Source organism: Flintibacter sp. (assembly GCF_046973065.1).
On the sequence record NZ_JBKVXZ010000048.1, the window covers coordinates 1 to 21,950 of the forward strand.

Below are 21,950 nucleotides of genomic sequence, written 5' to 3' on the forward strand. Positions count from 1 at the left end.
TTCTGCACGTAGTCCTCGTACTCCAGCAGCTCTTTCACATCCGGGAAGTCTTTCGTCAGTTTTGTGATGAGCTGCTCTTGCTTGCGGGTAGGCGGACGGTCATCCGGGATGATCTCCACCCGCTCCCGTGTAGCAATGTACCTCATGTAACCGTCTGCACCCTGACCACTTCTGCATTTGATATACGGACTCTTGACGATCAGTCTTGCCATCCATCATCACCGTCCCGCTGCTTCTGCGTGCGCTTGACGATCTGCTCCAGACGCAGTTGTCCGTTGAACTTCTTCACGCGAGCGGCACTCTCCGCACGTTTTTTCCGCAGGTATGCTTCATCCAGATTGACGCAGTCCGCGAGAACACTCATGCCCATGTCCAGTTCCACCGCTTGTTTGAAGAGCAGCGACGCCATGCGATCTTCAAACTGATCCAGCCGGCCGTCCAGATAGGACTGCACCGAGGACGGCAGGAACATGCCGGCGTTGTTGGCGCTGAGATAGTCCAGATAGAAGTTGATGGCGTTCTCGATAAATCCGGTGAGACTGCGGCTGCCATCTTCCGTATAACGCCGCTCCAGCCGCACCTTCATGTCCGGTGTCAGGTAGAGGGCAAATTTCTCTTTTTGGCTCATAAAGGCCTCCTTTCTTGGGGTTGACCCCTAGTTTTTTCTTGTGGGCGTAAGTCCCGCGGGATAACGACCGCAGAATCTCTTTCTCTCTCTGTTTTTGACCCCATTTCTGCTAACTCCGGGACTCTTTGAAACTGCCCGCACTGCGGGCAGATGTGCCGGGTAAAAGCTGGGGCAGTGACCCCAAGCCTTTATCCTGCTTGTCCTTTCGTCCTCCGAAGAGCCGTAAAAAGCTCCCGAAAACCGCCTCAAAACCCTTGAAGGGGCTGGGGCTCCACCCAGCCCCGAAGAAGTGCACACAGCCGCTTACACGGCCAAACAGGGTGGGAGTTGCGCGCCCTGTCCGATTCCCGCTTTTGGGGGTGATAACCTGGCGGCAGGACTTTTCCTTGTTACTCTTCGTCTTATTCATACACTTCCCCACCATCTGTTGAGGGGCTTTCCCTTCATGCACTGTGGCCTGCGGAGGGAAGATCAGGCAGCGGCAGAATGTAGTAGTGGTTGTTCCCCTGGAGCCACTTGCCGCTTTTCACACACCGCGAGGTTTTGACCTTACTGATGAACCCGCGGTCAACCAGCAGGCTGACCGCATCCCTCGCCGCGTTTTCAGAGCAGCCGCAGTGGAGGGCGATGGTCTTCATGCTGGGCCAGCACACATCCTTCTGCCCCGCGCAGCAGACCAGGTAACTGTACACAGCCAGCGGAATAGGTTTCAGGTCATAGCAGAAAATAGCGTTGCTCATTTGATAAAATCGTTCACCCAAAACAGGCATACGAAACCTCCTGGTTTTGAAATTCAGAGATATTTTTTTCTTGCGTTCCGGGTGCCTCTCTGTTAGACTGTTCGCAGATGGAGTCTGCGTTTTTCGGAATGCGGCGCACCGCCGGACTGTTGCAGCAGTTTCGGCGGCTTTCCTTTTGGATAGGGGCGCTGAGATTTTTCTTACTCTGATTGCCGATGAATATCACCACCATTCGTAAAAGAGTTTGTCAGCCACACGCCATACACCTTCCTGCCCTGTGATCCTTTCTGACCTCCACGGCGTTTTCTGCCCCGTTGGTACGCTCGTATATCGTAACTCTGTCATGATATGGTCCTGGCGATACTTCCCCGGTGAGTATGAACTTTGGCGGTGGGTATTCAGTTGTCGAGGTACATCGAACGGCCAATAGAATCTGCTTGACATTTGGTCACGTATATTTTAGACTTATTTTTAGTATCACATTTTTATTGGTCGCCGTATTCTGAGTCTAACACGATAGGTCGCCCTCTGTCAAGACCTATCGTTTTATTCTTGAATAGTAAGTCTAATTCGACGGGGAGTTTTTTCATGTCTGAGTATATGTTTAAGACCTATATCGCTAACGGAAAAGAGTATTTTATTTACAGCGATGATGTTTCTGACGACCGCTTTACAAAAAAAATAGACTTTCCGTTTTCGGAAAGCCTTTTTTCCCTGCTCGACCTGGACATCTGGAAATGGGAACCCCAGATCAAGAAGATCGACCGTGCGCTTTTAAACTTGTACAGGACCCGCGACGCCAGATACACCGAAGATGTATTTTTTACCTTGCAGAGCTTATCCGATGTGCATATATTCTTTAAGCTGCTGTTCCTGGATTGGTCCAAGAGACTGAACGAGGCAGAGAAGGACAATTTTGCTCACGCATCTGATATGCTGCCCCACAAGGCCATTGCGCATATCCCCAGCAATATTGACTACGCGCAGAAGCAGATCAAGGATCTGTTGGAGCGTGTGTTGGACATGGATGCCAGCAAACGTTCTGTTTCCAGCAGGCTCTATGATTATTACAAGGACCCTTATCACGTAGACCCACGTCCTTTTGAGTTCCACCCGTTGACGGTATCTTTTGAGATGATCGACCGAAACGCCTATGCGGAAGTTCTTTATCCAAAGAGCATCTATGACTTGATCGATTACTATCTGCGTGAGTGGGTCAGACGGGAACAGAAGATGCGGGTCTGCAAAAATTGCGGAAAGTATTTCGCAATCACCGGACGAACCAACGCCGAATACTGTGACCGTGTGTTTGACTCGAAGGGACGTACCTGCAAGGATGTCGGTGCCATAGCGAAGTGGACACGAGAAAAAGATACGGACGATGTCTTCAAGGCATACCGCCGGGAATACAAAAAGCGGTTCGCCTGGACGAAGTCTGGGAAGATCCTGCCGGAGGAACTATACGCCTGGGGTGAACGCGCCAGAGAAAAGAAGGCCGAGTGCGACAGTGGAAAGATCACACTGGAGGAATATACGACTTGGTTAAAGGAATCGTAAGAGACTGACTCTGGCCTTCCACTTATAAGAAAAAGCATTTCGCTTTCTGTATGATGCTGATAAGGAGTACCTGGAGGAACTAATACCTTAATCCATGAACCTACCCGATATCTGCAAAAAGGCATCTTAACAAAGGAACTGGCAGCCATGACGGCTACCAGCTCCTTTGTCAATGTACACATTAGTTATTGTTTACGGTTCTTTCACAGGCGCTCAGAAAATAGTGTAGCCACCATCCACAGCCAAAGCCGCACCATGGATAAAGCTTGCTTCATCGCTCGCCAAGAACGCAACTGCTTGTGCGACCTCATCGGGTCTGCCAGCTCGTGTGGCAGGGCTCATTTTGATCTTCATGCACACCGGATGCTGCGGGATTGCCAGAACGCGAGCGATCATATCTGTCTCAATGGGACCCGGGAGCACGGCATTGATACGAACGCCGGTGCGGCCATGATCCATAGACATCTGCCTGGTCAGCCCCAGCAGACCGTGCTTAGCGGAGGTATAGGCTAACCCGCCCCGGCCCGCGCCAGTGGAGGCCATGGAGGCAATGTTGACGATAGCGCCGCCGCCCTGTTCCTCCATGACAGGGATCACCTTCTTGCACAGCATGAAGGGTGCGGTGAGATTGGTTGCCAGGACTTTATTCCATTCATCCATGGTGATGTCATTCATGTTAGCGGTAGAACCGCCCACACCCGCGTTGTTCACCAGAATGTCAATGCGGCCGTATGTATCCAGCGCAGCCTTCACCAGCGCAGCCAGACTCTCCTCAGAGGTAACATCGGTCTTGCAGAAAATGGCCTCGCCGCCGTCGGCCTTGATTTCAGCCACACAGCTATCGCCCAATTCTGCGTTAGTGCCCACCACGACAACCTTAGCGCCTTCGGCGGCAAAAAGTTTGGCAGTAGCGCGGCCAATGCCGCGGGTCGATCCGGTGATAATGGCAACTTTGTTCTCCAGTTTCATCATGTGCGCTTCCTTTCCATTTCATATAGTCAGTGAAAGATGATATTTCTTTGGGTGTAATCAGGTGATAGGGCCTCCTCAGATCCGGCCTGTTTCCATAAACGCTGTCCGGTCATAGCGCCCAGTGAGGAGATAGGGCACCACCGCATCAGCGTCCACCTTCTCCGCCAGATTCAGCTTGTGAACCATCAAGTCGTTGCTGGAGTATGCACCGCCCACGATGGTGTGGATAGGCAGTTCCGCCCAGGGATCGTCCACAGAGGACCGAAGCTGCAATGCGGCAAAGCCGGGTTCCCAGGTGTGGTATGTATATTCGCACAGGTTCTGCAGCAGGCAGCCGTTCATAAAGTGACTGATGCCCTGCTGGTCAGGTTCCCGGTCAAAATGGAAGTAGAAACCACCGCCGTAGGTCTTTTTGCCTGGAGCCGGGAACTGATACAGTGTACCGGTCAAGGGGCTGTTGTACTGACCGAGCTCCATCTTCAGGTCCACCAGTTGAGTGCCCCGGCGGGTGACCTGAGCCGTGACGGAATCGCCGCTACGCCGGATGACGAACTCAGCCCCCAGTTTCTTGGGGATGGATCCGTTATCCCGGCCACACTGGACTGCCATTTCGGCACCGGGACCGCCCAGCACCAGGCCCAGAGGATACAGGCCCAAGGTGGTGCCATAAGTGGCATAGGCACCCAGAATGGCTTCGTAATAGTCATCGGCAAACGTAGGTTCCTTCACATGGCAGACGGACAGTGTCACCACAGGGATGGAGAAGGGCTTCAGCGGGGGAGGAAGCAGGCGGGCAATGGCGGCAGGATCTGTCAGGTACGCCAAATATACGCCCTCCTGATTCCGCATCAGGGACACCTTTCCGAAGTTGGGCAGATCTTCAGCGGGCACACGGAAACTGGGTGCCTTCACCATCGGGCGGAAGAGCTGACGTCCAGCCTCATAGCCACTGCGGGTAGCAGGGGCGATAGTACCATCCTTCACGGCGCTTCCTACTACGACAGTTTCTATGCTCTTAGCACGCAGTTCCTCTGCCAGGGCGTTGTCCGGACGGAAGCCCAGCGACAGCACCACCGCATCTGCGGAGACAGTGACCTCGGCATGATCCACCAGCCGCTCCAACACGACCTGATTCTCCCGAATCTCTTTCAGGGAGTGAGCCAGCAGGAATTTGGCTCCGTGTTGATTCAGCCGCCCACAGATGTCCGCCACATTGGTGTGGTTAGCCGTGGGTGCCACTTTATCCAGCTGATCCACAATGGTGACAGTGTTCCCTGCGGCACACAGATATTCGGCAGTCTCAATACCGGTGTTGCCTGCGCCGATAACCACAGCCTGTTTGCCAGACAAGGACACCTTTCCGGACAGAACCTCCTCAATGGTGTGGACATTGTCACCATGGACGCCAGGGATGCTCTCCGGCACCACGGATTTAGAACCCGTGGCCACCACCACGGCATCAGGCTGGAGTGCCGCCACAGTGTCAGCGGTAACCTCTGTGTTCAGCTGAACTTCCACGCCCAGACGCTGGAAGGCGTTGGCGTAATAGTCGGCCACCCACTGCATCCGCTCTTTCAGCGGAGGCTTTTTAGCCAGATTTACGGTACCGCCCAGTTCGCTGCCCCGATCCAGCAGCGTGACCTTCACACCCCGCTCCGCCAGAGTTTTGGCAGCCATCATGCCTGCGGGACCGCCACCCACGACCACGGCGGTGTGACTCTGAATATCCCGCTCCAGATCGCCGTACTTCCGCTCCCGGGCCATCCGGGGATTTAGAGCGCACTCGGGGGGAAGGCCCGCGGCATTCCACTGATTCAGGCTTTCGAAGCAGCGCAGGCAGTTGATGCACTTGCACAGCTCCGCTTCCCGGCCCTCCTGGACCTTTTTGCCCCACTGCTCATCCGCCAGCCAACTGCGACCCATAGACACAAAGTCTTCGACGCCGTCAGCCAGGAATTGCTCTGCCACAGCAGGCTCCCGGATGGAGGAAACGCCGATGACAGGGATATGCACATGGTCTTTGACAGCCTTGATGAGCTCCCGCCGCCAGCCCTGTGGATAGGAAATAGGTTCTACGCAGGTAATGCCAGTTTCGTACAGGCCCACGGATACATCAATAAAGTCAATGCCCATGGTCTCCAAAGCCATGGCGATCTTCACGCCGTCCTGGATGTGGATGTAGTCCTCAGTAACACCAGTCTTATCCAGGAATTCCTCCACGCTGAGGCGGACACCGATGGGGAAATCGGGGCCACAGGTCTCCCGGATGCCGGCGATGATCTCAGAGAGCATCCGCAGGCGGTTTTCAAAGCTGCCTCCGTACTGGTCCTCCCGCTTGTTGGTATAGGGAGACAGGAACTGCTGGAGCAGATAGCCGTGGGCGGCGTGAAGCTCCACACCATCACAGCCCGCCTTCTGTACCCGCACTGCGCCAGCCACGAATTGGGTAATCAGCTGCTGGACTTCCTCAGTGGTCAGCGCCCGGGTCTCCTGTTGAAGGTATTTGCAGGGAATGGCCGAGGCGGAGACAACCGGCTGCCCGCCGGTGAGCGCAGTGACCGTTTCCCGGCCTGGGTGATGGAGCTGGATGAAGATTTTAGCCCCGTGCTTATGGACCACCGTGGCCAGCCGGGCCAGGCCGGGGATATGGCGGTCCTGGGTGACGGACAGCTGCCGCATAAGTCCGGCACCATGGACATCATTGACCCGGGTGATCTCCGGAATGATCAGGCCGACTCCGCCCATGGCGCGGGCCTCGTAAAAGGCCAGCATATCCTCGGAGGGGCTGCCGTCCAGTTCCGCCAGGCCAATGCCCATGGGGGACATGACCAGACGGTTTTTTACTGTGACGTTGCCGATCTTTCCAGGGGTGAACAGTTTTTCGTACATAGAAACTCCTCCTTTTTATCATCAGACACCGCATGTTTTCTGCGTTTTACTGTCCTCCCACAGCCGCTCCGCCTCGGGTTTCCAGTTCTCTGCGTAGGTAACGCACTTGTCACACAGGTGATTCACACTCTCGGGCGATTGCAGGTCCGTGGAGTGGGCGCCGGTCTTATGCACCATTTCACGCAAAAGCTGGGGATTCTCCAGCATGGGACAGGGGCGAAGCATATTCTTATTAAAGGGCTGCCCGTCATGATAGGCCATAAAGATGGGAGACTGGAGGCACTCCAGCAGCGTCTTTTCCCGGATGTTGCTGTCGGAGTAGTGAATGAACACGCAGGGGTCCATATCACCGTTGGCATTGATGTGCAGATACCTGCGGCCGCCGGCAATACAGCCACCCACATACTCCGCGTCGTTCTGGAAGTCCATGGCGAACAGGGGCTTCTCCGCCCGGTATTTCCGGATGCGGTGATAGGTAGCGATCCGCTGCTCCGGCGTGGGCAGCAGCTCCGGAGAGGCGTCATTGCCCACCGGCATATAGTGGAAGTACCAAATGAAATAGCAGCCCAGGCCGATTAGTTGATCGAAGAACGCCTCAGAGGTAATGGACTCGAAATTGGCGCTGGTGTAGCAGGCGGAAATCCCGTAGACCAGCTTTTTCCGAAGCAGCAGCTCGATGCCCTTCATGACCTTGCCGTACACGCCGTCGCCGCGCCGACCATCTGTGGCGCTCTCGGAGCCCTCCAGGGAAATCGCGGGGACAAAATTCTTTACCCGTAGCATCTCATCCGCAAAGGCCTCATCGATCAGTGTGGCGTTGGTAAAGCTGAGGAAAATGCAGTCGGAGTGCTTTTCACAAAGGCGGATCAGGTCCTTCTTGCGCACCAGCGGCTCACCGCCGGTGTAGATGTACATGTAGATTCCCAGTTCCTTGCCCTGCTGGATAATGCCGTCGATCTCCTCGTAGGTCAGGTTCAGCTTGTTGCCGTACTCAGCGGCCCAGCAGCCGGTGCAGTGGAGGTTGCAGGCACTGGTGGGGTCCAGAAGAATGGCCCATGGAATATTGCAGCCATATTTCTTGCGGCACTCCTCCTGCTTGGGCCATCCAACCAAGGAGGCGTTGATAAAGAAGTTCACGGCGATGGTCTTCATGACCTCCGGGTCGATGTCTGTGAGAAGCCGCTGAATGAAGGGATAGTAGGGGTGCTTCGGATCCGTGATCGCCTCGCGGATGAGCTTCCGCTGCGTTTCAAACTCGCCGCCTGCAAACTTATCCGCCCAATCCATCAGCTTTACGAGATTTTCTTTTGGATCCTTATACAGGTAGTTGAAGGCCTGCTCCAATCCGAATTTTTTGATTGCTGTTGAAGCATTCATTATGACATCCTCCCTTATGTATTTTGATTTCTTTTTATAAAAGCTCTATGGGCATGTATAGGTACAAATTCTACTTGATTTCCTCATGTTCACTTCCGGTGACAATCGGCGTTTGATGGTGATTGACTTTAACAGATGTCAGAACCGTAATGAAATTCAATGCACCTTCCATAAGGAGGGCCAGTCCCAGCAAAATCATAACAATCCGTGCGTTTTCTGACGGGCGGAAAACCAGCAGAAAGCCAACGACGCCGGTGATAATCGCCACCACGAGGATCAGCCACCACTGGCAAATGCCAAATGCTTTTGAATCGACGGAAATTTGTATTTTCAAAAGCGCATCGGCAAGCGTATAAATTCCCAGAAGAACGCAGATGAGACTGGTCATAATGCGTGTGCGGAGTATCAGAATCGCGCCAATCGCAATGAGCAAAATACCAATTGCCAAATCATATTGAAAAGCCAATCGGTATAAGTCATTTGAGCAATAGCCGATAATTTTTACAATGCCGAACAGAATCAGGATTCCGCCGCCAAGTCGGCATAACAGCGAAACGGAAAAATTCGGAACAGCGATCAGCACAATGCCCAGCACACCAATCAGTATGGAAATGATAATATAGCCGACCTTTGCGGCCCAAATCCGCTTATTTGAGGGCACTGCCAACATCTCCTTCCCTTTGTTATAGAATGGGGCTCCCACACTCTGACAGGCTCGGCTGAGTGTGGGAGCCCCGTTTCATTTACCAGAACATTCTGGTTTAAATGACATGATATTCTTTCAGCAGTTTTTCAATGTCGGTTCCCTGAATCTTCTCCAGCAGCTTTTTGACAACCATTTTCTCCTTGAAGCCCAGGTCCATCTCCGTCAGCGGCTTGCCGTCCCGCATTTGGATAGTCGCGTTTAACAGGTCACGGATATCATAGGTGCTGCCCCAAACCTCCGGCACACCCCGGTCGATGTCCAACAGGGTATAAACGGCCTCCATGCCGGTGCGCATGGAGTACTCGGTGGTGAAGATGGTGTCCCGCTTAGTCTCGGCAAACTGGCCCAGGAAGGCAAAGTTGACGGCACCCTCGGGAACAACGTCGGGGCGGTCGCCCGCGGCGCGGGGCATAAAGAAAGCAGTGATATAAGGCATCATGACCGGCACGGTATTGGCGCTGTGCTCGGCTAACTCCACAATTTCGCTCTCCGGCACGCCGATGTGGTACAGCCACTCCATGCAGATCTCTTTGCCGGTGCACTCCCGCATGGGCTTTTTCACATAGTCGCCCGGCTTATCGGAAAACAGCCCGTAGACCCAGACCAGGCACTGGTCCTTGGGCTGGCTGCGGAACTGGGGCTGGCGGTTGATAGTCCAGCTGAGAAGCCAGCTGGAGTCCTTCACCGTGACGATGCCGCCGGTGACAACGCCGCCGCTGAACGGATCGCGCTTACAGATGTTCTTGATATAGGGAATGATCTTCTGGTCCAGAGTAGTGACAGTGGCACTCATCCAGTTGGACTGCTCGGGATCATAGCAGAACTTATCGGGATGGCCGAAGGAGGGGTCCTAGGCGGCAATCTTACGCCACATATCCCAGCCGCCGCCCGGCTTAATCTCAGTGTTGAAGGCAGCAGGAGCATTCTGGGAACCAATGGTGGAGTTTTCCACGCAGCCGCCGTTGGTGATGAACACCAGATCATTCTCGGTCAGGTCCACGTATTCGGTCCTGTTGTCCACAAGCAGTTCGACGCGTTTGGCGAGCTTCCTGTCGGTTTGGATGTCGAATTCCACATTGACGACCTTGGTGTTGTAGTGGAACTGGACATTGTGAGATTCCAGATACTTGATCATGGGGAGGATCATGGACTCATACTGGTTGTACTTCGTGAATCGCAGGGCCTTGAAATCCGGCAGACCGCCCACATGGTGGACGAAGCGTTTGATGTAGAGTTTCATCTCCAGGGCGCTGTGCCAGTTCTCGAAGGCGAACATAGTGCGCCAGTAGAGCCAGAAGTTGGAGTTCAGTACCTCGTCGTCAAAGAAATCCGTGATGCGCTTGTCATAAAGCTGCTCGTCGGGGGTGAAGAACAGCTTCATGATCTCCATGGCCGCCTTGTCGGACAGGGCAAACTTCCCGTCGGTGTGGGCATCCTCGCCCCGATTGACAGTGGCACGGCAGAGGGAGTAGTTGGGGTCCTTTTTGTTCAGCCAGTAGTATTCGTCCAGAACACTGACGCCCTCCGTCTCAATGGAAGGAATGGAGTGGAACAGATCCCACATGACCTCAAAATGATTGTCCATCTCGCGGCCGCCGCGCATGACATATCCCACACCGGGATACTCCCAGCCGTCGCAGGCTCCACCGGGGATGGGGTCTTTCTCAAAGAGATGGATGTGCTCACCTTTCATCTGACCATCCCGCACCAGATAGCAGGCTGCGGTCAGGGCCGCCAGCCCGGTGCCGATAATATAGGCCGACTTCTGGTCAACGCCCTCCGGCTTCAAAGGACGTGCAAATGCTTCATAAGTGCCGCTTGCATAATACATATTGTGCGCCTCCTTGTTTTTTGTTTGTGCTTGTATTGTAGCCGGAAACTCCTGCACATGATATGGGCAAAAGCAGCCCCCATGCCTGTTTTTTAGGCAAAGGGACTGCTTTTGTCTGTATTTTGTACTCAGTTTTTATTTGTACTGCACACCACCATATAAAGCGCCGTATAGGGTTTCATCGTCAATTCCAGTATGTTGTTTTTGGGCGTCAAATTTGCGCCGCAACTTGTTTCATCGCCGCCGTAAATTACCCAATTACTGCTCAGCAGCACCTGGACAGTTTGCGAATTCCGTACCTTTAATTGGTATATCTGTTCACAGTTGGAAAAATTAAAGACAGCGATGATTCGTTCACTGCTTCCTATGCGTTCAAAGGCGTAGATACACCGCTCCTCCTGATGGCAGTCCAGCCACCGAAAGCCATCGGGATCGTAATCTTTTTCAGACAGAGCAAGATGTTGCAGATAAATATGGTTCAAGTCCATCATGAAGCGATGGAACTCCCGATGTACAGGAAAATCCAACAAGTTCCAGTCCTGCTGCCGCTTTTCATCCCACTCTCGCAGTTGCCCAATCTCATTCCCCATAAAATTCAGCTTTTTCCCCGGATGGGCATACATATACATATAGAGAATTCTGGCTTGAGGGAATTTCTTCTCATATTGACCGTTCATTTTTTGCAGGATTGTAGCTTTTCCGTGAACGACTTCATCATGGGACAGCGGCAGAAGAAAATGGTCATGATAGTAATACATCATGGAAAAGGTCAGCTTATGATAGTTCATGCCGCGATATGCGGGAGCCGTGCGGCAGTAATCCAAGGTGTCGTTCATCCAGCCCATGTCCCACTTATAGTCAAATCCAAGGCCGTTTTCAGACACAGACTTTGTAACGTTGGGATAGGATGTGGAGTCCTCCGCTATCAGAATTGCGGTTGGATGCAGTGTCTTCAACCCCCGATTCATATATTGCAGGAATTTTACTGCGTCCAGATTGACACCCCGTCCAGGGTCTCCCTGCCAATAAATCATGCGGCTGATTGCGTCCATGCGCAGGCCATCTACATGAAATTCCGCCAGCCAGTAATTCGCGGCAGATTGCAGAAAGCTGCGAACCTCACCACGAGAGTGCATGAAGTTTAGGCTTCCCCATTCACTGACACCCACTGCCGCATGGGGGTACTCATACAAAGCTGTGCCGTCAAATTGAGCTAAAGCATAGCCGTCTACCGCAAAATGTACCGGAACAAAATCCATGATGACACCTATGCCATTCTGATGGCAGGCGTCTACAAAGGCCTTTAGCTGATCTGCTGTTCCATAACGGGAGGTCGGGCTGAAAAAGCCCGTGCTTTGATAGCCCCAGGATTCATCGCAGGGATGCTCGTTCAGCGGCATAATTTCCAGATAGTTATATCCGTTTTGCTTGAGATACGGAATCAAAATATCCGCCATTTCCTCATAAGTATACCAATCATCCGCTCTCTCCGATGGCTTTCGGAATGATCCGAAATGGAGTTCATAGATATTAAGTGGCCTGTTTTTGCAGTCAGAGCGGGAAAGCATCCAGGCTGAGTCATGGAACTGGTAGGAGTTCATATCCCGAACGATGGATGCGGAATTGGGCCTCAACTCCATTCCAAAACCATACGGATCACAGTGGTCAACGCAGCTACCGCTTTTTTCATAAATCCGGTATTTGTACATGCTTCCCGGTTTGACACTGTCCACATAACGCTCCCAGAAGTTTCCATCATAGACCCGATTCATATCGTATTCCCGCCATTGGCTGCATTCTCCAATCAGCGAAACCTTCTGCGCTCCCGGAGCAAAGGTGCGGAATACTACGCCGGCGTCCGTTATATGAGCGCCGAGATATTGATAGGCATCAAAAATTTTACCAGTATAAAATCCATGAAAATCCATGTTCTGCTCCTATCACAACAGCTGCTCGCTTTTCCATTATTTGTTTTCTAATCCTCAAGAAACATCACACCAATCGTGTTGGGTCCGCAATGGCATGCTACTGTGCAGCCCGCGAAGGTCTCTTGAATATCAGTGAATCTTTTATCTTCGGTCAGGACCTGCCTCGCAGCGTCCACAGCTTCCCGCTTAGCAGATGGATATACAATATAGACACGTCCATCAGAAATATTTCCGGGTACCGAAATGCGGTCTTTGGTATATTGATACATGACTTTTTCCAGAGAACCCCGATACTTTTTTCCTACGCGCATGATTCCACCGCTGACTTCGATGCACGGTTTCAGATGCATCAAATCTGCCCCCAGTGCCGCAACGGAAGAACAACGGCCGCCCTTTCGCATATAGTCCAACCGGTCAAGAATAAAGCTGGCATTGACACGGCTTGCGGCACTCTCCAAGCGCATACATATCTTTTCGGGTGAGACGCCCTGTTCTGCCATTTTGGCCGCTTCCATTACAATAATCCCCTGACCACTGGATAGATTCTTTGAATCCACTATGTACACATTGGAAAATTCACTGGCAGCAATCACTGCATTTTGATAGCAGCTTGAAAAACCGGAGCCAATTGTAATCATGATAACCGCTTCATATTGCAGGCTGAGTTCCTCGAAATATTCTGACAGCTCCATAGGATTTGGCGCAGCTGTTGTGCAGATATCTCCTCCTTTTTCCACATAAGAAAAGATATCCTCCGGCGTGATTTCGAGGCCATCCAAAAAGGAGTCTTCTCCTTTGTTTATGTGCAGGGGGATCACCGAAATATGATGTGCATGAATGAGTTCCCGGGGCAAATCGCAGGTTGAATCCGTCACAATTTTAATACTCATATTGTCCTCCTAAGACTTCCTTTTTACGAATCAGAGCCCAAATAATTGCCTGCCCCAAAGGACAAAACTATTTAAGCAAACAAGAATCGATAAATTGCCAGAGTTGTGGGGTCCTGAATGGCTGTTTCCACCAATACTGATTTATACTTTGTAACAGCCTCCGCCAATGAATTCTCGCATCAGGGAGGTTTTTGGCACGTCGTCTGCTGGAATGGGTAAAAAATAGTTTAAGAATTTCAGCAAGCGCTTTGCCTCGATGTATTCCTCACAATCTTTTGGAACGCCAAAAAGCAGCGGTTCCACAAAGGGTTTCAAAAGGGCGATTTCATAAATCAGTGCCGAGTTGAAAATCATGTCCGCACTGTCTTGAAACGGGAAAATATTGTTTTCTTCTCCTCTTCTTACAGACGGCCACATCTGAATGGTAGCCCTGGCGCTGTAACCCCGGGTCCTTGCATCCCGTTCGATCCTTCGCAAAAGTCGTGCGTCTGTTGTGGGGATGTAGTTGTGGTCATCGACATTCAGCGTAGTCAGGCAGCTGATGTAGATTTTGTATTTGCTCTCTTTCGGCAGAGAATAGGAAAGCTGATCGTTCAGGCAGTGGATGCCCTCGATGACAAGAACATCCTGCGCTCCCAGGGTCAGATAGTCGCCGTTGTATTCACGGACGCCCTTTTTGAAGTTGAACTGTGGGATTTCCACCGTCTCACCCCTTAGGAGCCGTGTCATATCCGCATTGAACTGCTCAACATCCATGGCGCCCAAACTCTCAAAATCATACTGACCGTTTTGATCCAAGGGCGTCTCGGAGCGGTTTTTAAAATAATTGTCCGTTGCGATGGCATGTGGGTGCAGGCCGCACGCCAAAAGCTGGGTGGACAGGCGATGGGAAAATGTCGTCTTTCCTGAGGACGAAGGGCCGGCAATCATAACGAAGCGAACATCCTTCCGGGCTGCAATTTCACCTGCAATATCTCCGATTTTCTTTTCCATCATTGCCTCGTGCGCAAGGATCATGTGTGTAGCATTTCCCTGTGAAATGACTCCGTTCATCTCCGCAACATTAGAGATATGCAGCGCCTCAGATCTGAGGGTGGCGTCGTAAAGTTCCCGGAATACCTTCATGGAGGGATGGAACGCTCCCAGCTGACTGGGATTCTTTTGATCTGGCAGACGCAGAACAAATCCGCTCTCAAACAGCTGCAGGCCAAAGCATTTCAAATACCCCGTATCAGGAACCATGTAGCCGTAAAAATAATCTGAAAACTCATCCAGAAAATAAATATTGACATGGGAATTGATCCGAAAGCTGAGCAGCTGCGCCTTGTCGTACATTTGTGTTTTGCGAAACAGTTCTACAGCATCATCGGTATTGATGGATTCTTTCCGAATAGGTACTGCCTGTTCGGAAATCGCCCTCATGCGGCCTTCAACCTGGTTCAGCAGCTCCTGTCCCAGTGTGAAGGCCCCCTTTGCCCGGATAAACAAGGCATGGCTGATGGAATACTCGACGGAAACGCGCTCAACATTCTCCTTGCGAACCACATCATAGAAGGCTTTCAGCATCAGAAAAACCACACTGCGTTCATAAGTCTGCATCCCCGGCTTTTCTTCTACCGTAATCATTTTCAGCGTGCAATCCCTATCCAAAGCCTTGTGCAGTTCACAGAGTTTCCCGTTTCGATTGACAAGCAAAATATCATGCGCATATCCTTCCTGAAAATCAGCAGCTATCGCCTGATACAGAGTTCCTTTTGGATAAATATATTCAACGCCATCCACGTTCACTTTCATCATTCTCGTATTTTCCATAGAACAGCCTCCTCTAATTCTCCGCACAGGTTCGAGATACAGCAAATTCTTTCACAACGTCACGTCTCCACCCAGTATGAAAAATGCGGCTTTTAAACAAGCCGCATTTTCAGTGCATCCATCGCGGTTTCATTTACCTGCTCCCAGGGGAATCCGTTTCTCCCGAAATGGCCATAATTTGTGGTCTCAGCAAAAATGGGACTGTCCAGTTTTAAATATTGGATGATGGCTCCGGGGCGCAGGTCAAAGCAATTGCGGACCCAGTCGCACAGTACATCATCCGGCAGCCGGCCTGTCCCAAAGGTTTCCACAGAAACGGACACTGGCTCAGAGACACCGATGGCATAGCCCAGCTGCAGTTCCAACTGCTTGGCAGCACCCGCCGCCACCGCGGTTTTCGCGACGTGGCGGGCCATATATGCGGCGCTCCGGTCAACCTTCGTGGCATCTTTGCCGGAGAACGCTCCGCCGCCGTGATGGCCGATGCCGCCATAAGTATCGCAGATGATCTTTCTTCCGGTCAGACCGGTGTCCGCGGCGGGTCCTCCCAGCACAAAGCGCCCCGTGGGATTGATATAGTATTTCGTGTTTTCGTCCAGTAGCTTGGCATCAATGACGGGGAACACAACCCGCTCCAAAATATCCTTGCGTAGCACCTTCATATCAATATCCGGATCGTGTTGGGCAGAGACTACCACAGTGTCTACCCGTATTGGCGCACCATCCACATACTCCACTGTGACCTGTGCCTTTCCATCCGGACGCAGGTAGGGCAATAGGCCAGACTTTCGGACTTCCGTCAAGCGGCAGGTCAGGGCGTGGGCCAAGGTGATAGACAGCGGCATCAATTCGGTGGTCTCATCGCAGGCGTAGCCGAACATCATACCCTGATCGCCGGCACCCACATCCTTGGAGCCGTCGGCGGCCGCATCCACACCCATTGCGATGTCAGGAGACTGCTCATGGATGGAGCAAGTAATATTGACACTTTTTGCGTCAAACCCATATTCGGGCCTTGTATAGCCGATTTTTGCAATACAGCGGCGGGCAATCTTCTCAAAATTTGGGGATGCCTTGCTGGTGATCTCGCCCATGATGTGCATGGCTCCCGGTTCCGCTGTGACCTCTACTGCACTCCGGGATTTGGGATCTTCGTTCAGCAACGCATCGAGAATACTGTCCGCAACAAAATCACAGATTTTGTCAGGATGGCCTTCAGTGACCGATTCGGAAGTCAAGAATTTTCTCATAGCTCACATCTCCTGTTGTATTTTTTCTCTAACAGAGAGTTCTCACTTTCTATTGCGATGGATCAGGTTTTCTGAGAATCGTTCAGTACACGCCTTTGTGCGCGCAGGAATACGAGGATGCTGAGGATAAATGGGAAAAAGAATGTTGCGACGCGGAATAGAATCAGAGCGGAGGATGCCTGGGCATATTCCATATAGTGGGAAAATATCAGCACGAAGGCAAACTCCACTGGCCCCACGCCCGCCACATTGGGCAGGGCGTTGGAGATCAGATGCATCAGTGCGGTCAGCAGCTGTACGTGCCAGAAGGAGGGACCAGATATTCCCAATATCTCCATACAGAGAAACGGTATGGTGTAAAGGCAAAATAGCTTTAGACCATTGAATAACAGCACTTTGAGAAGGCACCAGTGGTCATGAAGCAATTTGGGGGATTCCGTATGAAGCGAAGATAGATTGTCTTTCCACAGACGCTTGCGGCCTTCCCATTTTTCCGTATTCGGCAAATGATCAATCACCCAGGATGCAAACCACTGCACCTTTTCCCAGGCGCACAGCAGAACCAGTGCCGCTATAATCAGAGCGCAGATTCCATATCCCAACGGTATGTAGCGGGAAAAGCCGCGGCCAGTTTCGCTGAGCCAGCGGCCCTGAAATAACAGCATAACGGTGGTGTAGATTAAAACAGAACTCTTATGAAATATGTACTCCAGCATCATGGTACCAATGCCACAGCCTGTCATCATACCGCAGTGATGCAGGTAATAGCTTTGCATGGGAACAGAGCCGACGGAAAGCGTAGATACGTTTCCGAAAACGCCAAGGAAGGTCACCTCTACCGCTTGCCGATATGAAAATGTTGGGAGTCGACGGCGAATCATCGCAAAGCAGACTGCTGATTCAAGCATTTGATAAGCAAGACCCATGCCCAGCAGGAGCAACAGTTCTCTGATGCTGACGGCCTGGATATTCCGCAAAATCTCCTGATAATGATCCCGAAACACCCAAATTACCAGCAGGAATAAAAGCAAAAGTGTAGCGGCACTGATTGCTACTGTTTTCCATTGTTTCTTATCCATAGGAGACCTCTAAAAGATAAAATGTTTCGCTAAACAGCGGAAATAGAAGAATCAGAAACTCACTGAACTTTGCTTGTTCCTTCATGACGCTGGGGAAATGTAGTAACATCTGAATGGACTCGACTATGGGCTTTCACTGTTCTATGTGTAGCCGATAAGAGGTAACTATAAGACCAGCAGCATTACGGATGTGTTTGCGCAGCAATGCCCGACCAAGCCTGCTTCAATTGTACTTAGAAACACCCGCACATCATATGGACAAAAGCAGCCCCTGTGCCTGTTTTTTAGGCACAGGGGCTGCTTTTGTCTGATTCTATGTTCTTAAGAAAAGCCAAAGTTTTATTTCTTTTCACATCGGGTAATCATCGCGTCCAAATCGCCGCGCTTCAATTCGCAAATCCGATGGAACCGCGATTGAATACCTTCCTGCATCCCTGTTTCCAGCCAGCCGACGACAAAGCCAAAACACATGCATTTCAAATAATCAATCATCAGCTTTCGGTCCGGCTCCGCCACGGTCCGTCCGGCCAGAATTCCATCTACATAAGTCGTAACTGCGTGCTCACATACCCGCCATTGGTACTGTTCATAGATATCCCGGTTGATGGAGTGATAAATGTGCAGTACCGCTTTCCGGTTTTCCAATGCAAACCTTATGGCGGCATTGAGACAGTCCTCGACGGACTCAATAGAGGGATGTTCCTGAATCACCCGATTCGCATCCTCGTTAATAATCGTTTCTACCAATTGGGGAATATCCTGAAAATAATAATAAAAGGTGTTACGGTTAACACCACAGGCATCCACGATATCCCGGACAGTGATTTGGCTTAGAGGCCTCTCATTCAACAGCTTAATAAACGAATCCCGAATCGCTTTTTTTGCAAAACCGGCCACGGTTCACGCCTCCCTCATTTGATTTCCGCTATATCAACATATGACTTGGAAATGCAGTGAGAACAATGCCAGCACTCTGATTCATGCGTCTTTCAAGAGCCGGGAAGTCGCGCCATCCACCAGAAACTCCGCGGTGACAAGCAGTTCTTCCTTGGGAAGGTCCATGTTCTTTTGGAACCACTCACGAATCAGGCCAATGAGACCATAGGTGATGAATCTCAGTAAATAGGACAGCTGCTGGTCATCCATAGGCTGGAACCAGGCCCGAATGACCTCCGTGCCGTTACGGTGAATCAGCTGCTGCAAATGCTCGGCAAACTGGCTAACCTCGTTGTTTTCAAACAGGATAGTGCAGACCTCCCGATGCTCCACCACAAAGTCCAGGATTGGCTCGAACACGGGGCGCAGGGTGCCGTCCGCCACCGTTTCCTGGATATGGGCGTCCACCAGCACCTGGGCCTCTGCCAGCAGGTCTTCCTCCATACTTTGCAGCAGTTGAGTAGTATCCGTGTAATGGAGGTAAAACGTGGTGCGGTTCATATCGGCGTTGTCCGTCACATCCCGGACGGAAATCTCTGAAAAATGTTTTTGCTCCATCAGCTCCAGCAGACTTTCCTTCAACAGTCTGCGGGTGCGTCTGGCACGGCGATCCTCGGGATTCTTCAGCATGACAGAGTCCTTTCTTTCGGGAAAATTTAGGCATTTGCCCGGATTTGCCTATTGCCCCAAGCTTCTTGCTTTCATTATAATCAACTTGATTTGATAAGTCAACAAAAATATGTTAAGCAACATCAGTCGATTAAATGGAGGAATTCGTATGCGCCAACATACACATCTGATGGGAAAGCGTCTGCTGTCGTCGGCACTGGCCATTCTGCTGGCGGCAGCCTGCATTGTTCCGGCTGCCGCCGCGGAGCCGATTGGCGACGGCGTGACGCCAACTTATGACGAAGCTTACTATGCCACGCTGGATTACTATGGAAATCTGCTGGACGGCAGCGTGGTGAAAAGCTATACCCTCAACGGCGCCACATCCCTGACGGACTACGGTACTTACGACGAAGTAGTAAATCTAACCGATGGCACGACACCTGCGGTGGCCGGCAATGCCACCACCTTTTCGTTCAGTGGGAAAGATGCTCCGTCCCATTTCTATTTCGAAGGCAAGACGGCGGCACCCTTTGAGGCCTTGCCCTGGACGCTGTCGGTCTCCTACACCCTCAACGGCGTTGCCGCCCGGGCCGAGGACCTCGCCGGCAAGACCGGCGTGGTGGAGATCACCCTGGACGCCATCCCCAACGAGGCTGCCAGTGAGTATGCTCGAAACAACTACACACTGGAAGCCATGGCCGTGTTCAACCAGGACAACATCCTGTCCCTGGAGGCCCCCGGCGCCCAGGTGCAGCTGATTGGCAATCTGCGGGCTGTGCTGTTTATTGCCCTGCCGGGAGAAGAGCAGCACTTCGTCATCCGGGTGGGCTGTGAGGATTTTTCCTTTGATGGCTTGACCATTCTGATGGTCCCCGCCACCCTGGGCCAGCTGGAGGAAATCGCCAAGCTGAGTCAGCGGAAAGATGACTTAGAGGAGGACTACAACAAGCTCTCCGGCAGTCTGGATACTTTGCTGAATTCCTTTGCAGACCTGGGCAGCAGCCTGCGGGACACCGCCGACGGCCTGGATCAGCTGAATCATGCCCGGGACACCATTTCCAACGGCAAAGACCAGATTTACGCCGACGGAGATAAGGTTCTGAATGATCTGGAATCACTTAATAACTCTCTAAATACCATTCCAGGCCATCTGGACGATGCCGATGACTCCATCACCGAGGTCACGGACTCCCTGTCCGAGGTCACGGACACCGCCGTCAGCCTCCGGGAAAACCTGGACGATGTGGATGACTGCCTGAAGGATCTGCAGCGGGACATCAAAAACATCCGCTCCGGCAGCGGTGATATGCAGAGTCACCTGAACCAGTTGGGTGCCGATCTGAAAAAGCTGCAAACCAGTTTGCAGGAGCTGAAAGAAACACTTCAGCTTCTGGACATCCGCATCAACGGTGGACTGATTTCCGAACTGCCCAGCAATGTACAGGAAAAGATCAAAGTTCAGGGACAGCAGTTGGATGCCGTGCTGACACAAGTACAGGGATTGGAAACCGTTTGGGCCGGTGTGGCGAGGGACAGCGAAGGGCAGCCTACGGAAACCATCGGATACCAGCAATACCAAATTGCCGCCCTGATTGCCAGCGGAAAGGCATCGTCAGCCGCAGATGCCGTTGGCCTGCTTCAGCAGGTGCAGGCCGTTGATACAGGTATTGCTTCCGTCAAGGCTTCCAATCCAGCGTTGACCGACGAGCAGGCATTGGCATATCTGGTAGCGCAAGGGCAACTGACCAATGAGCAGGCGGCCCAGTATGCCGCCGCCAAGCCGCAGCTAATTGTGATGGAGCAGGTCTATATCGCCGTCTGCGGCGGCACTGACCAGCCCATGACCAAGGCGGATTTCTTTACCGCCATGCTGATGCTCAGCGATATCAACGCCCTGCCTGCCGATCAGAAAACCCCGGAAAACATCGGCAAAATTCTGGCCAACGAAGCTGCTTATGCCAAAACCGGCAAAATGCTCTCCGAGCTCAATGGAGACCACGACCTCTCAAGAGTCATCGGCCTGCTGGAAAATCTCAGCGATCTGCTGACCGACATGGGAAGCGGCGGTCTCACCGGCGATCTCAGCAGCCTGGTGGGCAAGACCGACACCGCCCTAGGCCATCTGAATGACGCCGCCGATGTGGGCCGGGATATCCTGGACCGGGTGGACACTCTTCTCAGTGACATCAAAGAACTGGATGACACCATCAACGACCAGGTCCCCGGCCTCCGCGGCACTCTGCAGGATACAAAAACCCTCGTTACCGACATGGTGACCACCATCGACGACACCCACGGTTTCCTGACCTCCTTCCGCTCCCTGGCCAAGACCTCCGGCACCCAGCTGGATGAGGGAACGAAAAAGAGTCTGGAAAACCTGGCGGCAACCCTGCGGAAAACTGCACGCAGTACAGACGCCGTTGGCGATGTGAAGACGGCCAAGGACGCCATCAATGGGATTATTGAAGATACATGGAACGAGTATACCGGTGATATCAACAATTTGCTGCTAATGGACGCGACCGCTGAGGCAGTGTCCCTGACCTCGGATGAGAACGCTGCCCCTACCAGTATTCAGGTCCTGATCCGCACCCAAGAAATTAAGAAATCTGACGCTCCCGCCGAGAGCGCTGATCAAATCCAAGCGGCGCCCTCCACTTTCTGGGGGCGGGTAGGACAGATGTTCCGAGATTTCTGGAACGCTTTGGCCGGTATCTTCCGGTAAACAGTTAAGAGGTGTGTT

The 21,950-nt window shown here is 52.2% G+C and carries 16 protein-coding genes and 1 pseudogene; 2 read left to right on the forward strand and 15 right to left on the reverse strand.

The features are described from left to right. The 3 genes from mobL to ACLTXB_RS14375 all read right to left on the reverse strand — a co-directional run. The coding region (gene mobL, locus ACLTXB_RS14365; protein ID WP_428227481.1) for a relaxase MobL at positions 1-212 on the reverse strand (212 nt) is incomplete at its 3' end. Beyond that, a complete protein-coding gene (locus ACLTXB_RS14370) occupies positions 200-628 on the reverse strand; it encodes a hypothetical protein (RefSeq protein ID WP_317336532.1) in 429 nt (142 codons plus the stop codon). The genes ACLTXB_RS14370 and mobL, both read right to left, overlap by 13 nt. Positions 629-1,071: 443 nt before the next feature. Next, positions 1,072-1,398 carry a helix-turn-helix domain-containing protein gene (locus ACLTXB_RS14375; RefSeq protein WP_287224733.1) on the reverse strand — a complete coding sequence of 109 codons (327 nt, stop codon included), beginning with the start codon at positions 1,396-1,398 and terminating at the stop codon, positions 1,072-1,074. A gap of 558 nt (positions 1,399-1,956) precedes the next feature. On the opposite strand from ACLTXB_RS14375, the gene ACLTXB_RS14380 reads away from it, so the two are divergent. Beyond that, the gene (locus ACLTXB_RS14380) at positions 1,957-2,925 is read left to right on the forward strand and encodes a DUF6076 domain-containing protein (protein ID WP_308542065.1); all 969 of its coding nucleotides are present in this window, start codon (positions 1,957-1,959) and stop codon (positions 2,923-2,925) included. 213 nt (positions 2,926-3,138) lie between these two features. Here ACLTXB_RS14380 and ACLTXB_RS14385 read toward each other — a convergent pair whose 3' ends face one another. The 12 genes and pseudogenes from ACLTXB_RS14385 to ACLTXB_RS14440 form a co-directional block, all read right to left on the reverse strand. Further along, the gene (locus ACLTXB_RS14385; protein ID WP_428227482.1) at positions 3,139-3,894 is read right to left on the reverse strand and encodes an SDR family NAD(P)-dependent oxidoreductase; all 756 of its coding nucleotides are present in this window, start codon (positions 3,892-3,894) and stop codon (positions 3,139-3,141) included. 78 nt (positions 3,895-3,972) lie between these two features. Beyond that, complete coding sequence (locus ACLTXB_RS14390) at positions 3,973-6,786, reverse strand: acetoacetate decarboxylase family protein (RefSeq protein WP_412260388.1); 2,814 nt, start codon at positions 6,784-6,786, stop codon at positions 3,973-3,975. Positions 6,787-6,807: 21 nt separating this feature from the next. Next, entirely contained in the window at positions 6,808-8,163 is a 1,356-nt protein-coding gene (locus ACLTXB_RS14395; RefSeq protein ID WP_412260385.1) for a radical SAM protein, read from the reverse strand. A gap of 70 nt (positions 8,164-8,233) precedes the next feature. Continuing rightward, positions 8,234-8,824 carry an HdeD family acid-resistance protein gene (locus ACLTXB_RS14400; RefSeq protein WP_412260382.1) on the reverse strand — a complete coding sequence of 197 codons (591 nt, stop codon included), beginning with the start codon at positions 8,822-8,824 and terminating at the stop codon, positions 8,234-8,236. Between the two features lie 100 nt (positions 8,825-8,924). Beyond that, positions 8,925-10,700 (reverse strand): annotated as a pseudogene (locus ACLTXB_RS14405) (oleate hydratase). Positions 10,701-10,828: 128 nt separating this feature from the next. After that, positions 10,829-12,628: a 1,4-alpha-glucan branching protein GlgB gene (glgB, locus tag ACLTXB_RS14410; protein ID WP_317336309.1), complete on the reverse strand. Its 1,800-nt coding sequence runs from the start codon at positions 12,626-12,628 to the stop codon at positions 10,829-10,831. 47 nt (positions 12,629-12,675) lie between these two features. After that, on the reverse strand, positions 12,676-13,518 hold the full coding sequence (locus tag ACLTXB_RS14415; RefSeq protein ID WP_317336311.1) for a DegV family protein: 843 nt from the start codon (positions 13,516-13,518) through the stop codon (positions 12,676-12,678). Between the two features lie 141 nt (positions 13,519-13,659). Further along, the gene (locus ACLTXB_RS14420; protein WP_366522020.1) at positions 13,660-15,330 is read right to left on the reverse strand and encodes a nucleoside kinase; all 1,671 of its coding nucleotides are present in this window, start codon (positions 15,328-15,330) and stop codon (positions 13,660-13,662) included. Positions 15,331-15,422: 92 nt separating this feature from the next. Further along, entirely contained in the window at positions 15,423-16,580 is a 1,158-nt protein-coding gene (gene metK / locus ACLTXB_RS14425) for a methionine adenosyltransferase (RefSeq protein ID WP_412260377.1), read from the reverse strand. 62 nt (positions 16,581-16,642) lie between these two features. Next, positions 16,643-17,659, reverse strand: coding sequence for a lysylphosphatidylglycerol synthase transmembrane domain-containing protein (locus tag ACLTXB_RS14430; RefSeq protein WP_298730621.1), 1,017 nt, complete (start codon positions 17,657-17,659; stop codon positions 16,643-16,645). A gap of 339 nt (positions 17,660-17,998) precedes the next feature. Next, positions 17,999-18,556, reverse strand: coding sequence for a TetR/AcrR family transcriptional regulator (locus tag ACLTXB_RS14435; protein WP_287553896.1), 558 nt, complete (start codon positions 18,554-18,556; stop codon positions 17,999-18,001). Positions 18,557-18,637: 81 nt separating this feature from the next. Next, positions 18,638-19,225 carry a TetR-like C-terminal domain-containing protein gene (locus ACLTXB_RS14440; protein WP_287553897.1) on the reverse strand — a complete coding sequence of 196 codons (588 nt, stop codon included), beginning with the start codon at positions 19,223-19,225 and terminating at the stop codon, positions 18,638-18,640. A gap of 148 nt (positions 19,226-19,373) precedes the next feature. Between ACLTXB_RS14440 and ACLTXB_RS14445 the strand changes: the two genes are divergently transcribed. Further along, positions 19,374-21,932 carry a hypothetical protein gene (locus tag ACLTXB_RS14445; RefSeq protein ID WP_308542075.1) on the forward strand — a complete coding sequence of 853 codons (2,559 nt, stop codon included), beginning with the start codon at positions 19,374-19,376 and terminating at the stop codon, positions 21,930-21,932. The last annotated feature ends 18 nt before the right edge of the window (positions 21,933-21,950 follow it).